The following is a 22,181-nucleotide window of genomic DNA, read 5'->3' on the forward strand; positions in this document are numbered from 1 at the left end:
ATTTGATTCAAAATTAATGCTTGATTATACTCTATGTCTAAATTTGAATTAATTAGTTGGTATTTTTTTTTTTAATTTTCGATAATTTCAAAAATCCATTTTGAACCTTTTTATAAAATGATATATCAAATTTATCATATCTGTTTAGTGATTTTCTCACTTTTAATCTTTCCTTTAAATTCTTTTGATTAACTGTATTTAAAAATGTAAAACTAACGTTAATATTTTTCAGTAAATGATTGTTTAAAGTTTTAATTAAATTAATATCAACACCCATTCCATAGTGTTGATAGGCTATTGTTGAGTCTATAAATCTATCAATAAGTATTATTTTTTTATTAAATGATTTTTTTATAATATCTACATTTTCACTTCTTGCAGCCATATATAGTAACAAGTCAGTATTTTTATTAAAATTTGATTTATTATTTAAAATTAATTTTCTAATCCTTTCTGAATTTGGATTGCCACCAGGCTCTCTTATTTTTATATGACTAATTTTTTTTTTGTTAAGATACCTGGAAACGACAGAAATATGGTGACTTTTTCCACTTCCCTCTATTCCTTCAAAAACTATGATTGGTTTTTTAGACATCGCCCCAAATGAGATAATTAAGTGATTTTAATAATCTAGATACAAAATTTACTTGTTTAACTTCTTTTGAAGCCAGTAAATCGTATTCACCAACTAACTCACCATCATAAACAACCTTTAAAACAGCAACTTTTTCATCTTTTTTAATAGGGGCATTTACAGGCCCTTCATATTTGATAGAAACTTTTAAAAGTTTTTTTTTAGCTTTTTTAATAGTTTTGTAGATGTCTTGTTTGGTATAGACATCAACACTATTATCTTTTCCAAGCCATACATCTACTTTTTCAAATGATTCATTAGCTTTAGAAATCTTGACAAGATCAAAATTAGTAAGACCGAAAGTAAGTAATTTTGAACTTTCTCTTGATCTATTATTTTTTGAATTAAATCCACTACCAACGGCAATTAATCTTCTACCATTTCTAATAATTGATGATGCTAAAGAGTATTTTTCAACTGCTAAATATCCAGTCTTAATTCCATCTGCACCTAAGTTTTTATATAAAAGAGGATTTCTATTACCTTGTGTTATTGGGTCACCTCCTGTTCTATTCCAAGTAAATTTTTTTTCAGAAAAAATCTGATAGTATTTAGGATGTTTATCAATTAAATATTTAGACATTTTTAAAATATCTCTGACAGTTGAATAATTGTCTGGGTTATTTATACCTGAGGAATTAGCAAAATTAGTATTTTCCATCCCTATTTCCTTGGCTTTTGCGGTCATTAAAATTGCAAACTCTTCTTCAGTACCCGCAATACCTTCTGCTAATGCTACACAGGCATCATTTCCAGAAGCAATTATTATTCCTTTTAATAAATTCTCTACCGACACCTCGTCTCCCACCATAATAAACATAGATGAATATCCCGAGGTAGATAGACGCCATGCTTTTTCAGAAATTATAAACTTTTCATCTAATCTTAAATCACCTGATTTAATTAAATCAAATGCAATTATTGATGTCATAATTTTAGTCATTGATGCAGGATAGATTGAAATATCAGGTTCTTTTTCGTATAGAATTTCACCTGAATAATAATCTTGTAATATTGCAGTCCTAGCTTTTACATCAAAATTAGCAGTGGCTAATTCAGCATAATAAAAACTAACAAATAGTATTAAAAATAATTTTTTAAACATCTTTTAAAATTTCTATATTTTCAAAATTTAACGACTTAATTTTATTAAATGAGTCTTTAAGTTTTTTTATATCATTAAATGGTCCTATTAATACCCTATATTTAGTATTTGATATTGTTTTAATAACTGGGTTCTTAATATTTGTTTCATTAGTAATTCTATCTGACATATTCTTAGCAGAGTCTTGATAATAAAAATCAGCAATCTTTATTGAGTATTTAAAAATTTTGTCTTTTGAAATATCTTCTTTTTGTAAGCTAGAATTACTTAGGTTATCAATTTGAATACCATCAACAGGAGCTTTTTGAGCTACATTTTTTTCTTCTTTAAAAGTTTTAGCTTTTTTTGCAATAAATGTAGAGTTTTGTGAAATTAGAACAAGATCAATATAAGGTTCATTTAAATCTAATGATAATTCCTCTGCTATTCTTAATGTTATGACACTATTATAGAAATCAGAAAATTTTGCTTCATTTGAAATAACTTCTGCAATTACTGTTTTTTTGTTAGAGGGATTTGTTATCTTAACAAAAGAATTTTTTTTTAAATTTTTATGAAAAATTAAAAAAGATCTATTATCTATTTTTTTTGTAATTTTTTTTTCTTCTTTTAAAACAGCGTCATAAACTAAAGCAAAACCAGAGTTTTTATACTTTGTTAATATTTCTTGATTTAAAATATTTCTGTTAGGATTATTTTGTTCACACCCGGCTAACAATATAAAAAATAGTATAGATAAAACTCTATAATTCATTTTCAAATTTCTCTTTAAGTGTGCATACAGCTAATGAAAATCTTAATGATCTATTCCATTTTAAAATAATTTCATAATTATCAAAAACTAAATAAGCTGGGCTTAAATTTTCAGCATCTGGTATAATATCTTTATCAGGTGTTATTATTGATGTTGCTAGGTTGTCAAATTTTTTGTCCAAAACATCTTTGTTAACAATATATTTTCTAAAATATTTTAATTTTTTCTTGTTATGAAGTTTTTTTGCAGAAACATTTAAATATTTTTTTGGTACAGTTGTAGATAAATCTATTTTATAAAAACATGGTTGATCGTCATTCCACCCTATTTTATTTAAATAGTTTGCTGCTGATGCATAGGCGTCTTTGTTATTTTTTAGGTCGATATAATTGTTTTTATCAAAATCTATTGCGTAATTCTTCATTGTTGAAGGCATGAATTGAAAATAACCAAATGCTCCAGCCCAAGAACCATATAATGTTTTATAATCAATTTGATTATTTTCTATTAGTCTTAACAATATTAATAATTCATTTGTAAAAAACTCTGACCTGCGTTCATCAAAACTTAATGTAGCCAATGAAGATAAGATATCCATTTTACCAACATAAGTTCCGAAATTAGTTTCTATACCCATTAAGGCTAAAAGAAGTTCTTTTTCTATTCCATATTGATCCTCAATTACATTAATCAAATTAAAGTTTTTATTATAAAATTTTACACCTTTAGAGACCTTTTTAGACGAGGTTCTTTTTGATATATAAGTTTTGGTATCTTCATAAAATTCTGGTTGATATCTGTCATATTTAATAACATTTGGTAAAAATTTTACATTAGCCATAGCTGTGTCAAAAGTTTTTTCTGAGATATTATTTTGCAAAGCAGTTTTTTTAAAATTTTTCTTCCATGTTAGAAAACCTAATGGATTTTCTGCAAATGACGATGAGCAAATAAAAATTATACAAATAAATATATACTTAACTAGTTTCATATAAATCTTTCAAATATATGACTACAGCAATCCATATAAAAATAAAACTAACTAATTTTGCCAATGAAAATGGCTCGTCATAATAAAAATAACCAAGTAAAAATTGTAATGTTGGTGTTATATAAAAAATCATTCCAGTTGGACCTAAGCCACACAGTTCTACACCTCTAACATATAAAAATAATGGTATTACAGTCATAGGCCCAGCCAAAAATATAACCAACATCATTGGTGGATTTGATAACTGAAAATCATTATGCCCATATAAAGTTATCAAATAAAAAGCAATTAGAGCAAATGGTAAAATATAAAAACTTTCAATCAAAAGACCTATGTCTGTATCAATATTAATTTTTTTTCTAACTAAATTGTAAAATCCCCAGCTTAATGCAACTATGATGCCAACCCAAGGAAGAGACTTAAAACTAATTAATACTAAATATAAAATTGAAATAATTACCAATATAATTGATAAAATTCTTCGTTTGTTTAGTTTTTCATTAAAAAAAATGTAACCAAGCATAACACTTAAGATTGGCATCATAAAATACCCAAAGCTTGCATCAATTATTCTATTGGTTGCTATAGCGTAGATCCAAACAGCCCAATTAACAAAAATAAGAAAACCCGACAAGAAAAGATAAATCAAATTTTTTTTATTTTTAATAATTTTAAAAAAGATATGCCATTTTGAAAAAAAGAAAGTTGTAATTATTAAAGTAAATGTCGTCCATAAGCATCTGTGAACAACCAATTCTATGTGACCAATAAACGTGATATATTTAAAATAAAGAACACCAAAAAAACCCCACCAAAAAGAACCAGATCCAGCTAAGAACAGTCCTTTATTAAATTCTTTATTCATAGAAATTAAACTGATTTGTTATTAATAGCTTCTTTAGACTATTTTATAGTTGAATTAAATAATTTTAATAATAAAACAATGCTCACGGAGAGATGGCAGAGTGGTTGAATGCACCGGTCTTGAAAACCGGCAAAGGGGCAACTCTTTCCTGAGTTCGAATCTCAGTCTCTCCGCCACTATTTTTAATCATTGTATTTAAAATTTTTGTACAAAAGGTTAATTTTGTTATCTTTAAATTTAAAATCTGTCGCCAGACCATTGAAGAAGTTATAAAGATTAGCATCATCTATATCTAATAACTTTTCTAAATCAGCAAGATCTTCATTATTCAATTCATCAATATATTTTTTTGTAAAGGCGCCTAAGAGTTTATCCATTTCTTTTGTGCCACGATAATTTGAGCGGTAAATAATTTTTTTTTTTAATTGATCTATATTGAGCGTCATTAATATAATATATTATTAGTTTATGACTAATAAAAGTAATTATGAGTACTTATTATCAGATTTAACTGAGCTTAATGGTGTTGGTATTAAAACAACTAATTTATTAAAGAAAAAAAAAATTAACAATATTTTTGATTTATTATGGAAGTTGCCAAAATCATATACTGATAGAAGCTTATCAACAAAAATAAAAGATTTAAGGATTGGAGAAAATCAAACAATAACTATAATTCCTAAAAAATATCTGTTTCCACGTGTTAGAAATTTACCCAACAGAGTCTCATGTTTTGATGAAACTGGTGAAATTGATTGCATCTTTTTTAATAGCTATGAGGGCTATGTAAGAAAAATTCTTCCACTTGGAAAAGAAATTACTGTAAGTGGAAAAATTGGTTTTTACAGAAATAAATATCAACTTACTAATCCTAAATATGTTTCTGAAAACTCTTCTTTAATAAAACAGAAACATAATACTTACTCATTGACAGAAGGTATCTCGGAGAAAATATATAATAAAATTATTAATCAAATAATTAGCAATTTACCTATATTAAAAGAATGGCATTCAAAAAATATATTAGATAAATTTGATAACATTAATTGGAATGAAGCAATCATAGAATTGCATAAATCAGAAAATATTGGAAAATATCAAGATAACTTTTATCAGAGATTAGCTTTTGATGAAATTTTTTCTACTTTTCTAGTGAATTCAGAAATTAGAAAAAAAATAAAGAAAATTAAAAAAAAGAATAAAAGCTTAGATAGAAAAAAACAAACAAACATATTAAACAAATTAGAATTTTCCCTTACCAATGATCAAAAAAAAACCTTAAAAGAAATTAATCAAGATCTTTCCTCATCTAATAAAATGTTTAGACTTTTGCAGGGCGATGTGGGGAGTGGTAAAACAATTGTTTCATTAATCGCTGCTTACAATACTGTAAATTCTGGCTTTCAAGTTGCGTTGATGGCCCCTACAGAAATTTTAGCACGCCAACATTATAATTTTGCAAAAAAATTATTTTCAAAAGAAATTAATATAGAATTAATTTCAGGTAAATCTGATTATAAAACTAAAAAAATAATATTAAATAAATTAGACAATAACAATATCGATATCATTTTTGGTACTCATGCAATTTTTCAAAAAAAAGTAAATTTCAAAAATTTAGGATTAATCATTATAGATGAGCAGCATAAATTTGGCGTTAACCAAAGAAAACGTTTGTCTGATAAAGGTGGCAAAAATTGTGATGTATTATTAATGACCGCCACACCAATACCAAGAACTTTAACAATGACCATGTATGGAGATATGGATCTTTCTATTATAAGAGAAAAACCTAAATCAAGAAAACCTATTAAAACTTATAGTAAATTAGAAAGTAAAATTGATGATGTTATTAAGTTTATAAAAAAAGAAATACAACTAGGCAATCAAATCTTTTGGGTATGTCCTTTAATAGAAGAGTCAAAAAAAATAGACCACTCTTCAGCTATTAAAAAGTTTGAGTATTTAAATAAACTTTTTCCAAATCAAGTATCTCTACTTCATGGTAAGACCGATATAGAGGATAAGGAGATTATATTGGATAATTTTTTGAAAAAAAAATTTAAAATATTAGTATCCACAACAATTATTGAGGTTGGTATAGATTTTCCTAATGCAAACGTAATTATAATAGAAAATGCAAACAAATTTGGATTGTCACAATTACATCAATTAAGAGGTCGAGTTGGTAGAGGCAATAAAAATTCTACCTGCATATTAATGTTCAAATCAAATTTAAGTAATAATGCAAAAAAGAGAATTAACATTCTAAAGGAGTCTAATGATGGTTTTTATATATCCGAAGAAGATATGAAAATTAGAGGATTTGGTGATATATTAGGATTTAAGCAAAGTGGTATTAAAAATTTTAAATTAGCTGATCCAATACACAATAATGATCTTTTTCTAATGGCAGAAAAAGAGATTAAAAGAATAGAAAATAATAATGAAGATATAGGTAGGTTTAAACCACTTATTAAATTATATGATAGAGCAGATATTATAAATGATATTGCTTAAGGTTCTTTTTTTGAAGTACCTGCAGAAACAATAAATTTAGAAGCCTCTTCGAAATTCATATCTAAAAAAATCACATCATCAGCAGGAAACATTAATAAAAAACCACTTGTTGGGTTTGGTGTGGTTGGAACAAAAACATTAATGAGTTTTTTGTTAGTTTTATCTGACATTTCACCTTTATTCTCTTTAGTTGCAAAACCAACTGCCCAAACATCTTTTCTTGGGTATTCGACCAAAACAACACTTTTTTTGTCATCATCTTTTTTAGAAAAAGTTTCAGTCATTTGAACAATTGCTGAATAAACAGTTCTTAGAAAAGGAATTCTTTTAAATAGATCATCAATTAATCCAAGAATTTTTCTACCCAAGAATGACAAAGATAGTCCTCCTACGATAGTTATTAATAGTATAGAAATCAAAATTTCGACACCAGGGATGTCAAAAGGCAAATAGTGATTAGGGTTAAGATTTTTAGGAATTAATTTTGAGGATATACCTATTAAGAATTTACTAAGATATATAGTAAATCCGATAGGAATTAATACAACTACGCCTGTAATAAAGTAGTTCCTGAGTGTTAAAGATAAAGATTTTCTTTTAGATTTTTTATTCATATTTTAATTAAAACTTGAATAAATTACAAAAGCTATCGCAACAATAAATAATACTAATAAAATTTTATTATTAAGATTCATAATAAAATGATAATAACAACTATATATGAAAATGAATAGAAGAAAATTTTTGTCTTATGTTGGCTGTGGTTGCTGTGGCTTTATCATGCCCTCTTGTACAACTGCTCCGATTACTGAAAGAAAACAATTAAAAATTGTTTCTGAAGCAAGACTAAATGCTCAAGCAGCTCAAATATATGAAAAAGTCAAAGAAAAAGAAAAAATGAGCGATGACAAAAAAACATTAAATGAAATTAAAGAAATTGGAAAAAAAATGGAAGACTCAATTTCTGAATACTTTGATAGAGAAAATTTAGATGACCCAACTAGAAACTTTGATTGGGAATATATATTAATAGATAAAAAGAAAGTACGTAATGCATGGTGCATGCCAGGAGGCAAGATAGCTGTTTATACAGGTATTCTAGATGCAACAAAAAATACTAATGGTTTAGCGGCTGTGATGGGTCATGAAATTGCCCATGCTGTTGCAAAACATTCTGTTGAAAGAGCTAGTAGAGGTACTTTGTTAAATGTAGGTACTAGAATTATTGATATAGCAAGTGGCGGTGTATTATCTGACATTAATAGAACAACGGGTCAAAATACAGTTGGTTTATTAGCACAACTTGGAATTTTAAATCCTTTTAATAGAAAACAAGAAAGTGAAGCAGATTATCTTGGAATGATATTTTCCTCACTATCAGGATACGATATTAGAGAAACTGTTAAAATTTGGGAACGAATGAAAGAATTAAACAAAGGTAAAGAACCTCCTGAGTTTATGAGCACTCATCCATCATCTGATAATAGAATTCGTGATTTAAATGAAAAGATGAACGAGGTAATATTAGATTATCCACCAATCAAACTAAGCTAAATTTAAATAGTGGTGAGCCCTGATGGACTCGAACCATCGACCCATTCCTTAAAAGGGAATTGCTCTACCAACTGAGCTAAGGGCCCCCAAATATTCAAATTGAATAGTTGTTGTATACAGAATTATTCTAATTTTTCAAACGTCAAATTGAACAAAAAAATAGATATCTTTTACAACTTATCTATGTATTTATCATGAAATTGATCAAAAGTACCTTCTGAGATATTTTTTCTTATAGCTGACATTAATTCTTGATAAAAATTAATATTATGTAGAGTTAGTAACATTGATGCTAAAATTTCATTAGTATTGAACAAATGGTTTAAATAATTTTTTGAATATTTATTGAGACTTAAATTGTTACAATTAGCATCTAAAGGAGTATTGTCTGTTTGATATTTGTTATTTTTAATGTTTATTCTTCCATTCCAAGTAAATGCTAAACCAGTTCTTCCCGATCTTGTTGGTAAAACACAATCAAACATATCTATACCTCTTTTAACTGCTCCAATTATATCAGAAGGTGTCCCTACACCCATGAGGTAATGAGGTTTATCATCAGGTAAATGTTCTTTAACATCATCTAGTACATCAAACATTTCTTTTTGAGACTCTCCTACTGCTAAACCACCCATTGCATAACCATCAAATCCAATTTTAATTAATTCCTTTAGTGATTTAATTCTTAAATCTTTAAATAAGCCACCTTGGACAATGCCAAAAAGAGCTTTGTGTGGATTTTGACCAAAAGCTTTTTTCGATCTATCTGCCCAGTAAAGAGACAAATCCATTGATCTTTTTATCAGCTCATAATCATCAGATTTTCGGGGGCATTCATCCATTATCATAATTATATCGGAATTAAGGCCTAATTGAATTCTTATGCTTTCTTCAGGGCTTAAAAAAAACTTTTTACCATCAACATGTGAATTGAAAATTGCTCCTTTTTCTCTGTCAATTTTATTTAACTTAGAAAGAGACATTACTTGAAACCCACCAGAGTCGGTAAGAATTGGCAAATCACAGTTCATAAAATTATGAAGACCTCCTGCTGATTGGACTCTTTCGACACCTGGTCTAATCATTAAATGATATGTGTTTGATAATATAATTTCTGATCCAGTTTTCTTTATGTCATCGATGGTACAAGCTTTAACCGTAGCTTGAGTGCCAACAGGCATAAAAGCGGGTGTATTGATATTTCCTCTGTGGGTTTCAATTAAACCACATCTAGCAAATTTATCTTTTTTTAAAACATTAAAGGCAAAAGATTTTAATGCCATTTAAAAAAATTATAATGATTTAAAACTTATAATCTTATCCGGATCTGATACAGAACCGTTATTACTCTCATCACCTCTTTTAATTTTATCCACTAAATCCATACCCTCTAATACTTTTCCAAAAACTGTATATTGTCTATCAAGGAACGGTGCAGGTTTAAAACATATAAAGAATTGACTATTTGCACTATCAGGATCGGAAGATCTTGCCATAGATAATGTTCCTCTATCGTGTGGTACACTACTAAATTCTTGTTTTAAATCAGGTAAATCAGAACCACCCATTCCAGCTCTTCTTAAATCAAAATCATTTGAATCTGATTTCCCAAACTTTACATCACCTGTTTGAGCCATAAACCCGTCTATAACTCTATGAAAAACAACATTATCGTATTGTCCTCCGTCAGCTAATTCTTTAATTCTTTTAACATGATTGGGAGCTACATCTTCAAATAACTCAATTTTCACATCTCCATCTTTTAATTTTAAAATCATTATATTCTCCTGCGCTATTGATTGATTGGTAAATAAAAAAAATAAAATAAATATATTTGTTAAAATTCTATTCATATTTTTCTTTTAAAGACTTAATTGTACTTTTGGTAGTAAATTTTTTAATATCACCATTTAATTTTACAATTTCTTTTACAAATCTTGATGAGATTATTTGATTTTCTACATCAGACATTAAAAAAATTGTTTCAATATTATTATTAAGTTTTCTATTCATACCAGCTAATTGAAATTCATATTCAAAATCCGAGACCGCTCTTAAGCCACGTAGAATTATATTAGATCTATATTTTTTACACAAATCAGTTGTAAGAGAGCTGAATGAAACTACTGATATTTTTTTTCTATTTAGTTTTAAATCAATGAATAAAGCTTTATTAACGATATCTATTCGCTCCTCAGAATTAAATAGATAGTTTTTATTACTAACATTAGAAACTCCAACGACAATTTTATCAAACAGTTTTAATGCTTTTTTAATTACATCTATATGTCCGTATGTAATTGGGTCAAATGTACCTGGGTAAATAGCTGTCTTGTTCATTAAATTAGATTATCATCAATTTTAATTGCAGATACCACTTTTTCTTCACCTGATAATTTTATAATTCTTACTCCTTGAGTATTTCTACCTGCTGTTCTAATTTCTTTAACAGCAACTCTTATTACTCTTCCTTTATTTGTAGAAATAAGTATTTCGTCACCTTCAAAAACTGGGAATGATGATGTAATATTTCCATTTCTTGGTGAATTTACAATTCCAATTATACCTTTGCCACCTCTATTAGTAACTCTATAATCTATATGAGAAGTTCTTTTTCCATATCCATTCTCACTTATTGATAAGACAAATTTTTCTTTAGCTTTGATCTCAGATTTTTCATCTTTAGATTTTTTGCCATTTTTTTTTGTTTTATCGTTATTAATAACTGACAGAGATACAATCTGGTCATTTGAGGCAAGCTCTATACCCTTAATACCTTTAGATGATCTTCCTTTAAATACTCTTAATTTCTTTGCTTCAAATCTTATACATTTACCAAACTTTGTACTTAAAATAACATCTTGATCATCTTGACAAATTTTAACTCCTACAATTTTATCATTATTGTCAAGTTTCATTGCAATTTTTCCTGACGCATTAATTGATGAAAAATCTTCCAAACTATTTTTCCTAACTTTCCCTTGTGCTGTAGCAAAAATTATTTGGTAATTTTTAGACTCAGTCTCATTTTCTGGCATTGGCATTATAGAACTGATAGATTGGTGGTTTTTTAAAGGTAAAATATTAAACAATGATTTACCTTTTGAGGTTGTGGAACCCTCAGGAATTTTCCATGCCTTAACTTTATAAACTAGTCCTTCAGTAGAAAAGAAAAGGACTGATGTATGTGTGTTAACTGATAATGTCTGGATAACAAAATCTTGATCTCTTGTAGTAATACCAGATTTACCTTTACCACCTCTTTTTTGTTGTTTAACTCCATCCAATGATCCTCTTTTTATATAACCCTGTAGTGTAACAGTAATGATTACAGACTGTTTTTGAATAGTTTCCTCAATATCATAATTTAACACAGCATCTATAATTTTAGTTCTTCTTGGAACTGCAAATTTTTCTTTAATATTCTTAAGCTCCTCACTAATCACTTTTAAGAGTTCTTTTTTTGAAGATATAATTTTTTTGTATTTAGCTATTAACTCAGCTAGTTTTTTTATCTCAACTTCTATTTCATTTATTCCAAGGGCTGTAAGTTTTTGTAATCTTAATTCTAAAATAGCTGTCACTTGGGGTTCCGATAATGAGTAGATATTTTTACTTTTTTTACCTTCAACCAAAGAAATTAGTTTTTGAGTTTTGTTTATTTTCCACTTTGTTTTTAAGATAGATTGTTTGGCGTCATCTGGGGTTTTAGATGAACGTATAATCTTAATAATCTTATCTAAATTTTCTACAGATACAGATAAACCTAATAAAATATGTGCTCTTTCCTCTGCTTTCTGAAGATCAAATTTTGTTTTTTTAATAACAACGTCTTCTCTAAAAGATAAAAAGTTCGTTAAAAAATCTTTTAAATTACAAGTTTTAGGTTTTCCATCAACAATTGCTAAAGTATTAAACCCAAATGAACTCTCGATTTGAGTATTTTTATAAAGTTGTCTTTTAATCGTTTCGGGCTCAACACCATTTCTTAAATCTATTGCAACCCTGATACCTTCTCTATTAGACTCATCTCTAATATCTTTAATACCTTCAATTTTTTTCTCTCTAACGAGTTGAGCAATTCTTTCATTTAATACAGACTTGTTAACTTGATAGGGAATTGATGTGATAACCAATCTATCTCTACCATTTTTTAAAGTTTCAGAAGCTACTTCACCTCTAATCTTAAATGAACCTCTTCCATTATTATATCCTTGTTTAATGATATCTTTACCAATTATAACACCTCCTGTTGGAAAATCAGGTCCAGGGATATGTTTCATTAATTCCTTAACTTTAATATCTTTATTGTCAATCAAAGCTAATGTTCCATTTATTATTTCACCTAAATTGTGCGGAGGAATACTTGTTGCCATACCTACAGCAATACCACCTGCGCCGTTGACCAAAAGGTTTGGGTACTGTGCAGGTAAAACAGTTGGCTCTTTTTCAGTTTCATCATAATTACTTTTGTATGAGACTGTATCTTTTTCAATATCATCAATTAAAAACTGTGAAACTTTTGAAAGTCTTGTTTCAGTGTACCTCATAGCAGCAGCAGGATCTCCGTCAATTGATCCAAAGTTACCCTGACCTTGAACCAAAGGTAAGCTCATTGAAAAATCCTGAACCATTCTTACGAGAGCATCATATACTGACTGGTCACCATGAGGGTGATATTTACCAATTACATCCCCTACTATTCTTGCAGATTTTCTAAATTGTTTTGACCAATCATATCCACCTTTATACATTGCATATAAAATTCTTCTGTGAACAGGTTTTAATCCATCTCTTACATCAGGTAAAGCCCTACTGACAATTACACTCATTGCATAAGAAAGATAAGACGAGCTCATCTCATCATGCATTGAGATTAATTTAATATTATTGTCTTTTGGAGCTTCAGTTTTTTGCATAGATACTAAAATGGGATTTCGTCATCCATATCATTTGATACCTGTGAAGAATCCTCAATATTATTTTGTTGAGAAGTATCATTTTGAATTCCACCACCAGTATTTCCACCTCCAAGCATTGTTAGTGTAGTGTTGTACCCTTGAAGAACAATTTCAGTTGAATATTTATCTTGTCCAGACTGCTCATCTTTCCATTTTCTTGTAGTTAGTTGACCTTCTACATAGATCTGAGCACCTTTTTTTAAATATTGTTGAATAACATTTACAAGGCCTTCGTTAAATACAACTATACGGTGCCATTCAGTTTTTTCTTTTTTTTCACCTGTATTTTTATCTTTCCACGATTGACTTGTAGCTAAGCTAATTCTCGCAACACTTTTGCCATTAACCATTTGTTTGATCTCAGGGTCTGCGCCCAAACGACCAATTAATAATACTTTATTTAAACTTCCAGCCATAATATTTAATATTTGTTAAATTAATTAATAAGAACTATATCACAATTCTTCTCATTATTAATTTTATTAACTCAAAGCAACAAAAAATATGATCAAAAAGATAGTTATTAAGGGTGCCAAAGAACATAATTTAAAGAATGTTTCTGTTGAAATACCTAAAGATCAATTTGTTGTAATAACAGGTCTATCAGGGTCAGGAAAATCCTCACTAGCTTTTGATACTATTTATGCAGAAGGTCAAAGAAGATATGTGGAAAGTTTGTCTGCTTATGCAAGACAATTCTTAGATAAAATGAAAAAGCCTAATGTAGATCTTATAGAGGGCTTAAGTCCTGCAATAGCTATCGAACAAAAAAACACGTCTAAAAATCCGAGATCAACTGTTGCTACAGTTACAGAAATTTATGACTATATGAGAGTTTTATTTGCCAGAGCAGGTATTCCCTACTCACCGTTTACTGGTAAACCAATTACATCACAAACAATAACTCAAATTGTAGATTTAGTAAAAAAACTACCAAAAAAATCTACTATATATATTTACGCTCCAGTAGTTAGGGGTCGTAAAGGAGAATATAAAAAAGATATTTTAAGTTACAAAAGAAGAGGATTTAGAAAAATTAAAATTGATAATGTTTTATATGATATAGAAAAATCACCTAATTTAGATAAAAAACTTAAACATGATATTTCAGTTTTAGTTGATAGAATTGTATTAAATTCAAAACTAGGCAATAGATTGGCAGAGAGCATTGAGACAGCAGTAAATTTATCTAATGGATTAGTATTTGTTGAATATGAAGATGAAACACTTCCACAAAAATTTAGAAAAACAGAAAAACTTATTTATTCAACAAAATTTGCTTGTCCAGAAAGTGGCTTTACTATTGAAGAGATAGAGCCAAGACTTTTTTCATTCAATAGTCCTTATGGAGCTTGTGAAGAATGTGAGGGTATTGGAATTAAATTAAATGTTGATCCAAATTTAGTTATTCCAGACGAAAGAAAAAGTATTGCAGATGGTGCGATTGAGCCATGGGCAAAATCTACAACATTATATTATGCTCAAACATTAGCATCAATTGCTAAACATTATGGTTTTTCACTTGATGATAAATGGAAAAAATTACCAAAAAAAATTAAAGATGTAATTTTGTATGGATCTGATGAAGAAGAAATTAAGTTTAATTATGATGATGGTTATGAAAAATATTCGCATAAAAAAACATTTGAAGGTGTAATTAACAATCTGGAGAGAAGATTTTTAGAATCTGATAGTGAGTGGAAAAGAGAAGCTATAGCAGAATATCAATCAGATTCTGCTTGTGAAGGCTGCAATGGAAACAGACTTAAAGAAGAAGCTCTATGTGTAAAAATTGACAATCACAACATCAGTGAAGTTACAAAAAAATCAATCCTTGATGCGTCTCAATGGTTTAATGATTTAGAAAAAAATTTAGATAAGCGACAATTTAAAATTGCGGAACATGTCTTGAAAGAAATCAATGAAAGACTAAACTTTTTACTCAATGTTGGCTTAGATTATCTTACATTATCAAGAGAGTCTGGGACACTTTCAGGTGGTGAAGCTCAAAGAATAAGGTTGGCTTCACAAATTGGATCGGGACTTACAGGTGTTTTGTATGTTCTTGACGAGCCTTCAATAGGATTGCACCAAAAAGATAATGTTAAACTAATTAATGCTCTTAAAAGGTTAAGAGATTTAGGCAATACCGTAATTGTTGTAGAGCACGATACAGAGACAATGGAAAATGCAGACCATATTATTGATATGGGGCCAGAAGCTGGGACTAACGGTGGACAAGTCACATCACAAGGAACATTCGAAGAAATAAAAAAAGATAAAAACAGTATTACTGGACAATATTTATCCAATAAAAAAATAATTGAAATTCCTAAAACTCGTCGATTAGCAAAAAATGGAAGATTTGTAGAAATTAATGGTGCCACAGGAAACAATTTAAATAATGTAAACCTTAAAATACCAACAGGAAGTTTCACTTGTATAACAGGTGTTTCTGGAAGTGGTAAATCAACCTTAATATTACAAACTCTATATCATGCTTTAAATTTAACCCTAAATAATAAAGCTAGAAAGGCGCCAAAAGCTTTCAAAAGTTATAAAGGTGTTGAGTTAATAGATAAGATTATAGACATAGATCAATCACCGATTGGAAGAACTCCTAGATCAAACCCAGCAACTTATACTGGTGCGTTTGGTCCAATTAGAGATTGGTTTACTAGTTTGCCTAAGTCTAAAACTAGAGGTTATAAACCTGGAAGATTTTCTTTTAATGTTAAAGGTGGAAGATGTGAGGCTTGTGAGGGAGATGGTGTTATAACATATGAAATGCATTTTTTACCTGATGTGTATATTCAATGTGATGAATGCAAAGGTACTAGATACAATAGAGAGACATTAGAAATTAAGTTTAAAGATAAAAGCATTGCAGACGTTTTAAATATGTCGGTAGATGAAGGTTGTGAATATTTTGAAAATATATCGAATATTAAAACAAAACTTTTAACACTTAAAAAAGTAGGTTTAGGTTATATAAAAATTGGTCAACAAGCCACAACACTTTCAGGTGGTGAAGCTCAAAGAATAAAACTAGCAAAAGAACTTTCTAAAAGATCTACTGGTCGAACCATGTATATATTGGATGAACCAACTACTGGACTTCATCAGCATGATATAAAAAAACTTTTAGAAATACTTCATACATTTGTAAAACTAGGTAACACTGTCGTAGTTATTGAGCACAATTTAGACGTCATAAAAACTGCAGATTATATAGTCGACATGGGGCCTGAGGGTGGTGTTAAGGGTGGCAACATTATTGCAGAAGGTAAACCTGAGGAAATTTGTAAAATCCCAGGTAGTTACACTGGTCAATTTTTAAAACCATTATTAAAATAATATATTAAAAGATTGTTAAAATTTTTGAAAAATTAGTGTATAAATACTACGAATCATGAGTAACTTATTGTCATCACTTTCTAAAACAATCCATGCATCCCTAGCATTAGCAATATTGCTGTTTATTGGTTTATTTTATTTAAATGGTGGATTTGCATTCGATACATTGTTCTGGAGTTGGTTGTTTAGATATATACATGTAATTGTTGCAATTATGTGGATTGGTTTACTATGGTATTTCAATTTTGTTCAAATTCCAAACATGGGAAAGATTCCAGATGATCAAAAACCAGCGATTGGTAAAGTTATAGCTCCTGCAGCTCTATTTTATTTTAGATGGGCAGCAGCATTAACCGTGCTATCTGGATTGGTTTTAGCTTTACTTAATGGTTATTTACATGATGCGATGACACTAAGCATCGGCTCTGGAATTCCAAAACACACTGCTATTGGCATAGGTATGTGGCTGGGAGTAATAATGGCTTTTAATGTGTGGTTTGTAATATGGCCTAATCAAAAAAGAGCCTTAGGTATAGTTGATTGTGAACCAGAATTAAAAGTTAAATCAGCGAAAACAGCGATGTTGTTCTCAAGAACAAACACTTTACTTTCTCTACCAATGTTGCTTTCAATGGTAGCAGCGCAAAATCTTTACTAGTTTTTTTTATTTTTAATTTAGCTTTGCTTAAGTTAATACTGTAGTTCTTTTATATTGGTAAACTCATCTAAAACATGTGCGTTTGCTAAGGCTTCTTTGTTTTTAATTTTATTACCTTCAATAATATTTTTTACAGCTAATTCAACAATTTTACCACTTTTAGTTCTGGGGATGTCATTTACTTTTATTATTTTATGAGGAACATGTCTTGGAGATGCGTTTTTTCTAATTTGCAATTTTATTCTTTTTAATAAATCTTCACTAAGTTCATAATTTGAATTTAAAATTACAAATAAAACAATTCTAATATCATTATCCCATGACTGACCGACAACAAGAGATTCCTTAATTTCATTAAATCTTTCAATTTCAGAATAAATTTCAGCTGTTCCAAGACGAACACCACCAGGATTTAAAGTTGTATCTGAACGACCAACAATTTTAAAACCTTTTTTATTAGTTATTTTTGCATAATCGCCATGATGCCAAATATTTTTAAATTTATTGAAATATGCGTTATTAAATTTTATATCTTTTTTATCATTCCAAAACTTTAAAGGCATTGATGGGAAAGGATTAACACAGACAAGTTCTCCCTTTTCATTTAAAACAGATTTACCTTTTTCATTAAAGACACGAATATCCATTCCCAAACCTTTGTTTTGTATTTCACCAGAATAAACAGGTTGATATAAATTTCCTAGAACAAAACAAGATACAATATCTGTACCACCTGATATTGATGCGAGGTGAATGTTTTTTTTTATATTCTTGTAAACATATTTAAAACTATCTTCAGATAAGGGAGAGCCAGTTGAACAAATAGTTCTTAATTTAGGTAATTTGTATAATTTTTTAAAATCTTTTTTAGTTTTTCTTAATGAATCAATATATTTTGCACTAACACCTAGTAAAGTTATATTTTCTTTATTTGCTATTCTTAATAAAAGGTCCTCTTTTTTGTACATTGGAGAACCATCAAATAATACAATTGAAGCTTTTGAGGCTAAAACTGAAATTAACCAATTCCACATCATCCATCCACAAGTTGTAAAATAAAAGACATTATCGTGTTCTTTTATATCGCAATGTAGCTGATGTTCTTTTAAATGTTGTAATAATACACCACCAGTTTTATGACATATACATTTAGGTTTTCCAGTTGTACCACTTGAAAAAAGAATTGCTAATTCATGTTCAAAATCAAATTTTGAAAATTTTAATTCAATTTCGTCTTCTTTGATAATATTTTTCCAATTATAGGTTTTAATATACTTGTATTTTGGAAGTTGTTTAATTTCTGATTCACCTGGATAATTTGAGACAATTATATGTTTTATCGTTGGTATCTTTTTAATGATGTCGGGAATTCTTTCTAAAATATTAATCCTTTTTCCATTATAGAAATACTCATTTGTAACAAATAAGACTTTTGGTTTTATTTGTGAAAATCTTTCCACAACACCATTTACACCAAAATCTGGTGAGCATGATGACCATATAGACCCTATAGCTACAGTAGCTAAAAAAGCCTCAACTGTTTCTGAAGTGTTTGGCATATACGCTACTACTCTATCTTTTGGTTTGATATTTATTTTTTTTAAAAAAGCACCAACATTCTTTACGTTTTTATTTAATTCTCTCCAATTTTTTGTTTCACGAAATCCACCTTCACTAATAAAAGTGATCGCTTTATCATTATTATTTTTAGAAAGTAAATTTTCAGAAAAATTTAATTTTGATTTTGGTAAAAAAATATTTTTATAAAATTTTGGAGATTTTTTTACTTTGATTGATTTTTTCTCACCTTTTACTTTTGCATAATCCCAAACACTATTCCAAAAATTATGTGAATTTTTTACAGACCAACTATGAAACTTTTCGTAGTTTTTATTAAAATTTTTTTTAAATCTTTTTGATATAAATTTCTCAAATTTAAATAAATTTGAATTTATTTTTAATTTTTTTGAAGCTTCCCAAAGTTTTTTATTCATGCAAATATATTGCTTTAGATAGTTCTAATTTAACTATTATCATCCTCTCTCAAAACAGTTTTTTGAGAAACTCTAAGTCTAACTAAAACAGTGTTGGCAATATAAATTGAAGAATAAGTTCCAAAAACTACGCCTAAAATCATTGCTAATGAAAATCCTTTTAAAATTTCACCTCCAAAAAAATAAATGGCTATTAAAGCTAATAATGTTGTAACTGAAGTAATTATCGTTCTAGATAAGGTTTCATTAATTGAAATATTTGTTAACTCAAAAATTTTAATATCAGAATATTTTCTCAAATTTTCTCTTACACGATCAAAAATAACAACTGTGTCATTCATCGAATATCCCACTATAGTTAAGACGGCAGCTATGATGGATAAATTAATTTCAAGACTAAACAAAGAGAACACACCAAGAGTAACTATAACATCATGAAATAAAGCTAATATTGCACCAAGACTAAATTGCCATTCAAATCTTATCCAAATATAAAAGAGCATTATCGCTAAGGACAAAGAGATTGCAATTACACCAGATTTTAATAACTCAGCACTTACTTTAGGTCCAACATTTTCAACTCTTCTAAAATTAAAATTATTACCAAAAGATTTGCCAAGGTTAGTTTTTATTTCTTCAATTATATCTTTCTTATTATCTTTATTTTCAAATTTTACTAAATAATCAGATTCATTACCGAATTTTTTAACTGATACATCTCCAAGATTCATTTGGCTAAATTTATCTCTAAGTGAACTAACATTTATTTTTGTATCTGTTGATCTTAATTCAATTAGTATGCCTCCTTTAAAATCAATTCCAAAATTAAGTCCTTTAAAAAATAATAGAGCTAGCGAACAAGTAATCAATAGAACAGATATGTAATTAAAATGATTATAATATTTGTTAAAAGCAATCATTAAATTAATTTTTCCTTATTTCTATTTTTGGACACATAGAGGCTAGTGAAAAGTCTTGCAATAAAATAAACTGAAAATAGTGTGGTAAAAATTCCTACACCAAGTGTAACTGAAAAACCTTTTATTGGACCCGACCCCATAAAAAAAAGTATAATTGCTGCTAATAAAGTTGTGATGTTAGCATCAATAATTGCTGTTCGGGATTTAGTATAGCCACTATCAAATGCTACAATATTATTCTTTTCATCTTTTAATTCTTCTTTAATTCTCTCAAAAATTAAAACATTTGCATCAACAGCCATACCAACTGTTAAAATTATTCCTGCGATACCTGGTAGTGTTAATGTGGCTTCAAATAAAGTTAAAATTCCTAACAAAATAAATAAATTAATGATTAATGTTACGTTAGTGATTAAACCAAAAACTTTGTATTTAACAAACATAAACATTATAACCAATAGAAAACCTAAAGCTAAAGCAATCATTCCTGCATTAATTGAATCCTGACCTAAATCTGGCCCAACGGTTCTTTCTTCGATGATATCTAGTGGAGCCGGCAATGCACCAGATCTTAATAAAAGTGCTAAATCTGTTGCAGATTGGAATGTAAATCCTCCACTAATTTGTCCTGAACCACTTGCAATAGTGTCTCTAATAACTGGAGCACTTATTATTTTACCATCTAATACTATGGCAAGCTGTTTTCCAATACCAGTAGAAGTTGCTTTACCAAATCTTTTAGCACCCACCCTGTCTAATGAAAAAGAAACAATGGTTTGGTTTGTTTGTGTATCCATTTGAGGCTGTGCATCTAAAAGATTATCACCACTAATTATGATACGTTTACTTACAGTTGCTTCTTCAATTCCATCTTCATATTTTAATTTTTCAACACCAAACCTATCGTTTTCATTACTAGTAACAAATCTAAAAGTTAAGTTAGCGGTTTTTCCTAATAGTGATTTTACTCTCATAGGATCATCTAAACCAGGGAGCTCAACTAAAATACGATTGTTTCCTCTCTTCAAAATATTTGGCTCATTAGTTCCTACTTCATCAATTCTTCTTCTGACAATTTCTATTGCTTGATCTTGAGAAGAGGTTTTTAAAGAAATTAATCCTTGTTTTGAAAAATTTACTTGAATATTTGTGCCTGTATCTTCAATTTCTAATTGATGAGATTTGAATCTTGGATAATAAGGATTTAGATCACTATTTTCATCAGTAAAAACATCAATTATTAATTGTTTGCTCTGATCATCAGTATTAAAAAATATTTTTTCATCTTCAATTTTAATATTATTAATCTTTATATTTTGATCTTTAAAATAATTTCTAATTGTTGTGGTTAAATTTTGAAGTTTTTGCTCAATAACTGGTGCGTTATCAATTTCAAGCAATAGATACGAGCCACCTTGCAAGTCTAAACCTAAATTAATCTTTTTACTAAAAAAATTGTCATCAACTTTAATTAAATTTGATGAAGCTATAACAATAAATAATAATGAAAATAGAGTTATAAATAAGATTCTTAACTTTGAAAAATAAAGCACTTTACTTTAATTTATTATTTCTTAACTTCTTGAGTATTTAAAAGACCTTGAATGCCTGTTGCTTTCACAATTTCAACTTTAACATTGTCAGCTATTTCAACTTCGACTTTATCGTTATCAATTAATCTTTCAACGGTACCAGTAATACCTCCAGAAGTAATAACTTTGTCACCTCTTTTTAAACCTTCAACCATTGCCTTATGTTCTTTAACCTTTTTTTGCTGAGGTCTTATTAAGAAAAAATAAAAAATAACAAAAATTAAAATTAACGGTATAAATTGTCCTATTCCTGAACCTTCCATAAATCTCCTTATA

20 protein-coding genes and 2 tRNA genes are annotated in these 22,181 nt (G+C 28.4%); 5 read left to right on the forward strand and 17 right to left on the reverse strand.

Annotated features, from left to right (window positions below; translation table 11 throughout):
* Nucleotides 1-52: 52 nt before the first annotated feature.
* From tmk to rarD, 5 genes are read right to left on the reverse strand one after another with little or no spacing between them, the layout of a single operon-like run.
* Nucleotides 53-595 carry a dTMP kinase gene (gene tmk, locus ACIJYA_RS03330; protein WP_435089131.1) on the reverse strand — a complete coding sequence of 181 codons (543 nt, stop codon included), beginning with the start codon at nt 593-595 and terminating at the stop codon, nt 53-55.
* Nucleotides 588-1,739, reverse strand: a complete 1,152-nt coding sequence (locus ACIJYA_RS03335) for a D-alanyl-D-alanine carboxypeptidase family protein (protein ID WP_435089132.1) — start codon at nt 1,737-1,739, stop codon at nt 588-590. Before ACIJYA_RS03335 ends, tmk begins: the two co-directional genes overlap by 8 nt.
* Nucleotides 1,732-2,493 carry an SPOR domain-containing protein gene (locus ACIJYA_RS03340; protein WP_435089134.1) on the reverse strand — a complete coding sequence of 254 codons (762 nt, stop codon included), beginning with the start codon at nt 2,491-2,493 and terminating at the stop codon, nt 1,732-1,734. The genes ACIJYA_RS03335 and ACIJYA_RS03340 overlap by 8 nt, the downstream gene beginning before the upstream one ends.
* Nucleotides 2,483-3,484, reverse strand: coding sequence for a lytic murein transglycosylase (locus tag ACIJYA_RS03345; protein WP_435089135.1), 1,002 nt, complete (start codon nt 3,482-3,484; stop codon nt 2,483-2,485). The genes ACIJYA_RS03340 and ACIJYA_RS03345 overlap by 11 nt, the downstream gene beginning before the upstream one ends.
* A complete protein-coding gene (gene rarD, locus ACIJYA_RS03350) occupies nt 3,471-4,349 on the reverse strand; it encodes an EamA family transporter RarD (RefSeq protein ID WP_435089136.1) in 879 nt (292 codons plus the stop codon). The genes ACIJYA_RS03345 and rarD overlap by 14 nt, the downstream gene beginning before the upstream one ends.
* A gap of 86 nt (nt 4,350-4,435) precedes the next feature.
* On the opposite strand from rarD, the gene ACIJYA_RS03355 reads away from it, so the two are divergent.
* Nucleotides 4,436-4,525 (forward strand) — tRNA-Ser (locus ACIJYA_RS03355).
* Between the two features lie 6 nt (nt 4,526-4,531).
* Here the strand turns inward: ACIJYA_RS03355 and ACIJYA_RS03360 are convergent.
* Nucleotides 4,532-4,795, reverse strand: a complete 264-nt coding sequence (locus ACIJYA_RS03360; RefSeq protein WP_435089137.1) for a succinate dehydrogenase assembly factor 2 — start codon at nt 4,793-4,795, stop codon at nt 4,532-4,534.
* Nucleotides 4,796-4,817: 22 nt separating this feature from the next.
* Here ACIJYA_RS03360 and recG point away from each other — a divergent pair, with 22 nt between their 5' ends.
* A complete protein-coding gene (gene recG, locus ACIJYA_RS03365) occupies nt 4,818-6,869 on the forward strand; it encodes an ATP-dependent DNA helicase RecG (protein WP_435089138.1) in 2,052 nt (683 codons plus the stop codon).
* Here the strand turns inward: recG and ACIJYA_RS03370 are convergent.
* Nucleotides 6,866-7,483: a DUF502 domain-containing protein gene (locus tag ACIJYA_RS03370; protein ID WP_435089139.1), complete on the reverse strand. Its 618-nt coding sequence runs from the start codon at nt 7,481-7,483 to the stop codon at nt 6,866-6,868. The two genes, recG and ACIJYA_RS03370, sit on opposite strands and share 4 nt — an antisense overlap.
* 112 nt (nt 7,484-7,595) lie before the next feature.
* On the opposite strand from ACIJYA_RS03370, the gene ACIJYA_RS03375 reads away from it, so the two are divergent.
* Nucleotides 7,596-8,423 carry a M48 family metallopeptidase gene (locus ACIJYA_RS03375; RefSeq protein WP_435089142.1) on the forward strand — a complete coding sequence of 276 codons (828 nt, stop codon included), beginning with the start codon at nt 7,596-7,598 and terminating at the stop codon, nt 8,421-8,423.
* Nucleotides 8,424-8,433: 10 nt separating this feature from the next.
* On the opposite strand, the gene ACIJYA_RS03380 is transcribed toward ACIJYA_RS03375, so the two are convergent.
* The 6 genes from ACIJYA_RS03380 to ssb all read right to left on the reverse strand — a co-directional run bounded on the left by ACIJYA_RS03380 (nt 8,434) and on the right by ssb (nt 13,800).
* Nucleotides 8,434-8,509: transfer RNA gene (locus ACIJYA_RS03380), tRNA-Lys, on the reverse strand.
* A gap of 84 nt (nt 8,510-8,593) precedes the next feature.
* Entirely contained in the window at nt 8,594-9,706 is a 1,113-nt protein-coding gene (gene tgt / locus ACIJYA_RS03385; protein ID WP_435089144.1) for a tRNA guanosine(34) transglycosylase Tgt, read from the reverse strand.
* A 9-nt stretch (nt 9,707-9,715) separates the two neighbouring features.
* On the reverse strand, nt 9,716-10,276 hold the full coding sequence (locus tag ACIJYA_RS03390) for a peptidylprolyl isomerase (RefSeq protein WP_435089146.1): 561 nt from the start codon (nt 10,274-10,276) through the stop codon (nt 9,716-9,718).
* Nucleotides 10,269-10,763, reverse strand: a complete 495-nt coding sequence (coaD, locus tag ACIJYA_RS03395) for a pantetheine-phosphate adenylyltransferase (protein ID WP_435089148.1) — start codon at nt 10,761-10,763, stop codon at nt 10,269-10,271. Before coaD ends, ACIJYA_RS03390 begins: the two co-directional genes overlap by 8 nt.
* Nucleotides 10,763-13,342, reverse strand: a complete 2,580-nt coding sequence (gyrA, locus tag ACIJYA_RS03400; RefSeq protein ID WP_435089150.1) for a DNA gyrase subunit A — start codon at nt 13,340-13,342, stop codon at nt 10,763-10,765. Before gyrA ends, coaD begins: the two co-directional genes overlap by 1 nt.
* A 5-nt stretch (nt 13,343-13,347) precedes the next feature.
* Nucleotides 13,348-13,800: a single-stranded DNA-binding protein gene (ssb, locus tag ACIJYA_RS03405; RefSeq protein ID WP_435089152.1), complete on the reverse strand. Its 453-nt coding sequence runs from the start codon at nt 13,798-13,800 to the stop codon at nt 13,348-13,350.
* Between the two features lie 88 nt (nt 13,801-13,888).
* Between ssb and uvrA the strand changes: the two genes are divergently transcribed.
* Together uvrA and ACIJYA_RS03415 are read left to right on the forward strand one after the other, a co-directional pair.
* The gene (uvrA, locus tag ACIJYA_RS03410) at nt 13,889-16,741 is read left to right on the forward strand and encodes an excinuclease ABC subunit UvrA (protein WP_435089155.1); all 2,853 of its coding nucleotides are present in this window, start codon (nt 13,889-13,891) and stop codon (nt 16,739-16,741) included.
* A gap of 55 nt (nt 16,742-16,796) precedes the next feature.
* Nucleotides 16,797-17,399 (forward strand): urate hydroxylase PuuD, encoded by a 603-nt coding sequence (locus tag ACIJYA_RS03415; RefSeq protein ID WP_435089157.1) that lies wholly within the window; start codon nt 16,797-16,799, stop codon nt 17,397-17,399.
* A gap of 32 nt (nt 17,400-17,431) precedes the next feature.
* Here ACIJYA_RS03415 and ACIJYA_RS03420 read toward each other — a convergent pair whose 3' ends face one another.
* From ACIJYA_RS03420 to yajC, 4 genes are read right to left on the reverse strand one after another with little or no spacing between them, the layout of a single operon-like run.
* Complete coding sequence (locus ACIJYA_RS03420) at nt 17,432-19,393, reverse strand: acetoacetate--CoA ligase (protein WP_435089159.1); 1,962 nt, start codon at nt 19,391-19,393, stop codon at nt 17,432-17,434.
* A 29-nt stretch (nt 19,394-19,422) separates the two neighbouring features.
* Nucleotides 19,423-20,313 (reverse strand): protein translocase subunit SecF, encoded by an 891-nt coding sequence (gene secF / locus ACIJYA_RS03425; protein ID WP_435089161.1) that lies wholly within the window; start codon nt 20,311-20,313, stop codon nt 19,423-19,425.
* Nucleotides 20,313-21,866: a protein translocase subunit SecD gene (secD, locus tag ACIJYA_RS03430; RefSeq protein ID WP_435089163.1), complete on the reverse strand. Its 1,554-nt coding sequence runs from the start codon at nt 21,864-21,866 to the stop codon at nt 20,313-20,315. Before secD ends, secF begins: the two co-directional genes overlap by 1 nt.
* A gap of 14 nt (nt 21,867-21,880) precedes the next feature.
* On the reverse strand, nt 21,881-22,168 hold the full coding sequence (yajC, locus tag ACIJYA_RS03435; RefSeq protein WP_435089166.1) for a preprotein translocase subunit YajC: 288 nt from the start codon (nt 22,166-22,168) through the stop codon (nt 21,881-21,883).
* Nucleotides 22,169-22,181: the final 13 nt, after the last annotated feature.

The organism is Candidatus Pelagibacter bacterium nBUS_29, assembly GCF_051200905.1.
Classification (GTDB): domain Bacteria; phylum Pseudomonadota; class Alphaproteobacteria; order Pelagibacterales; family Pelagibacteraceae; genus Pelagibacter.

What these genes read in the sequence shown, in the direction of transcription:
- gyrA (WP_435089150.1), bottom strand. Translation starts at nt 13,342, where the DNA reads ATGCAAAAAACTGAAGCTCCAAAAGACAATAATATTAAATTAATCTCA.
- coaD (WP_435089148.1), bottom strand. Translation starts at nt 10,763, where the DNA reads ATGAACAAGACAGCTATTTACCCAGGTACATTTGACCCAATTACATAC.
- recG (WP_435089138.1), top strand. Translation starts at nt 4,818, where the DNA reads ATGACTAATAAAAGTAATTATGAGTACTTATTATCAGATTTAACTGAG.
- ACIJYA_RS03375 (WP_435089142.1), top strand. Translation starts at nt 7,596, where the DNA reads ATGAATAGAAGAAAATTTTTGTCTTATGTTGGCTGTGGTTGCTGTGGC.
- ACIJYA_RS03420 (WP_435089159.1), bottom strand. Translation starts at nt 19,393, where the DNA reads ATGAATAAAAAACTTTGGGAAGCTTCAAAAAAATTAAAAATAAATTCA.
- ACIJYA_RS03360 (WP_435089137.1), bottom strand. Translation starts at nt 4,795, where the DNA reads ATGACGCTCAATATAGATCAATTAAAAAAAAAAATTATTTACCGCTCA.
- secF (WP_435089161.1), bottom strand. Translation starts at nt 20,313, where the DNA reads ATGATTGCTTTTAACAAATATTATAATCATTTTAATTACATATCTGTT.
- rarD (WP_435089136.1), bottom strand. Translation starts at nt 4,349, where the DNA reads ATGAATAAAGAATTTAATAAAGGACTGTTCTTAGCTGGATCTGGTTCT.
- tgt (WP_435089144.1), bottom strand. Translation starts at nt 9,706, where the DNA reads ATGGCATTAAAATCTTTTGCCTTTAATGTTTTAAAAAAAGATAAATTT.
- ACIJYA_RS03390 (WP_435089146.1), bottom strand. Translation starts at nt 10,276, where the DNA reads ATGAATAGAATTTTAACAAATATATTTATTTTATTTTTTTTATTTACC.
- ACIJYA_RS03415 (WP_435089157.1), top strand. Translation starts at nt 16,797, where the DNA reads ATGAGTAACTTATTGTCATCACTTTCTAAAACAATCCATGCATCCCTA.
- ssb (WP_435089152.1), bottom strand. Translation starts at nt 13,800, where the DNA reads ATGGCTGGAAGTTTAAATAAAGTATTATTAATTGGTCGTTTGGGCGCA.
- ACIJYA_RS03345 (WP_435089135.1), bottom strand. Translation starts at nt 3,484, where the DNA reads ATGAAACTAGTTAAGTATATATTTATTTGTATAATTTTTATTTGCTCA.
- ACIJYA_RS03370 (WP_435089139.1), bottom strand. Translation starts at nt 7,483, where the DNA reads ATGAATAAAAAATCTAAAAGAAAATCTTTATCTTTAACACTCAGGAAC.
- ACIJYA_RS03335 (WP_435089132.1), bottom strand. Translation starts at nt 1,739, where the DNA reads ATGTTTAAAAAATTATTTTTAATACTATTTGTTAGTTTTTATTATGCT.
- yajC (WP_435089166.1), bottom strand. Translation starts at nt 22,168, where the DNA reads ATGGAAGGTTCAGGAATAGGACAATTTATACCGTTAATTTTAATTTTT.
- uvrA (WP_435089155.1), top strand. Translation starts at nt 13,889, where the DNA reads ATGATCAAAAAGATAGTTATTAAGGGTGCCAAAGAACATAATTTAAAG.
- tmk (WP_435089131.1), bottom strand. Translation starts at nt 595, where the DNA reads ATGTCTAAAAAACCAATCATAGTTTTTGAAGGAATAGAGGGAAGTGGA.
- ACIJYA_RS03340 (WP_435089134.1), bottom strand. Translation starts at nt 2,493, where the DNA reads ATGAATTATAGAGTTTTATCTATACTATTTTTTATATTGTTAGCCGGG.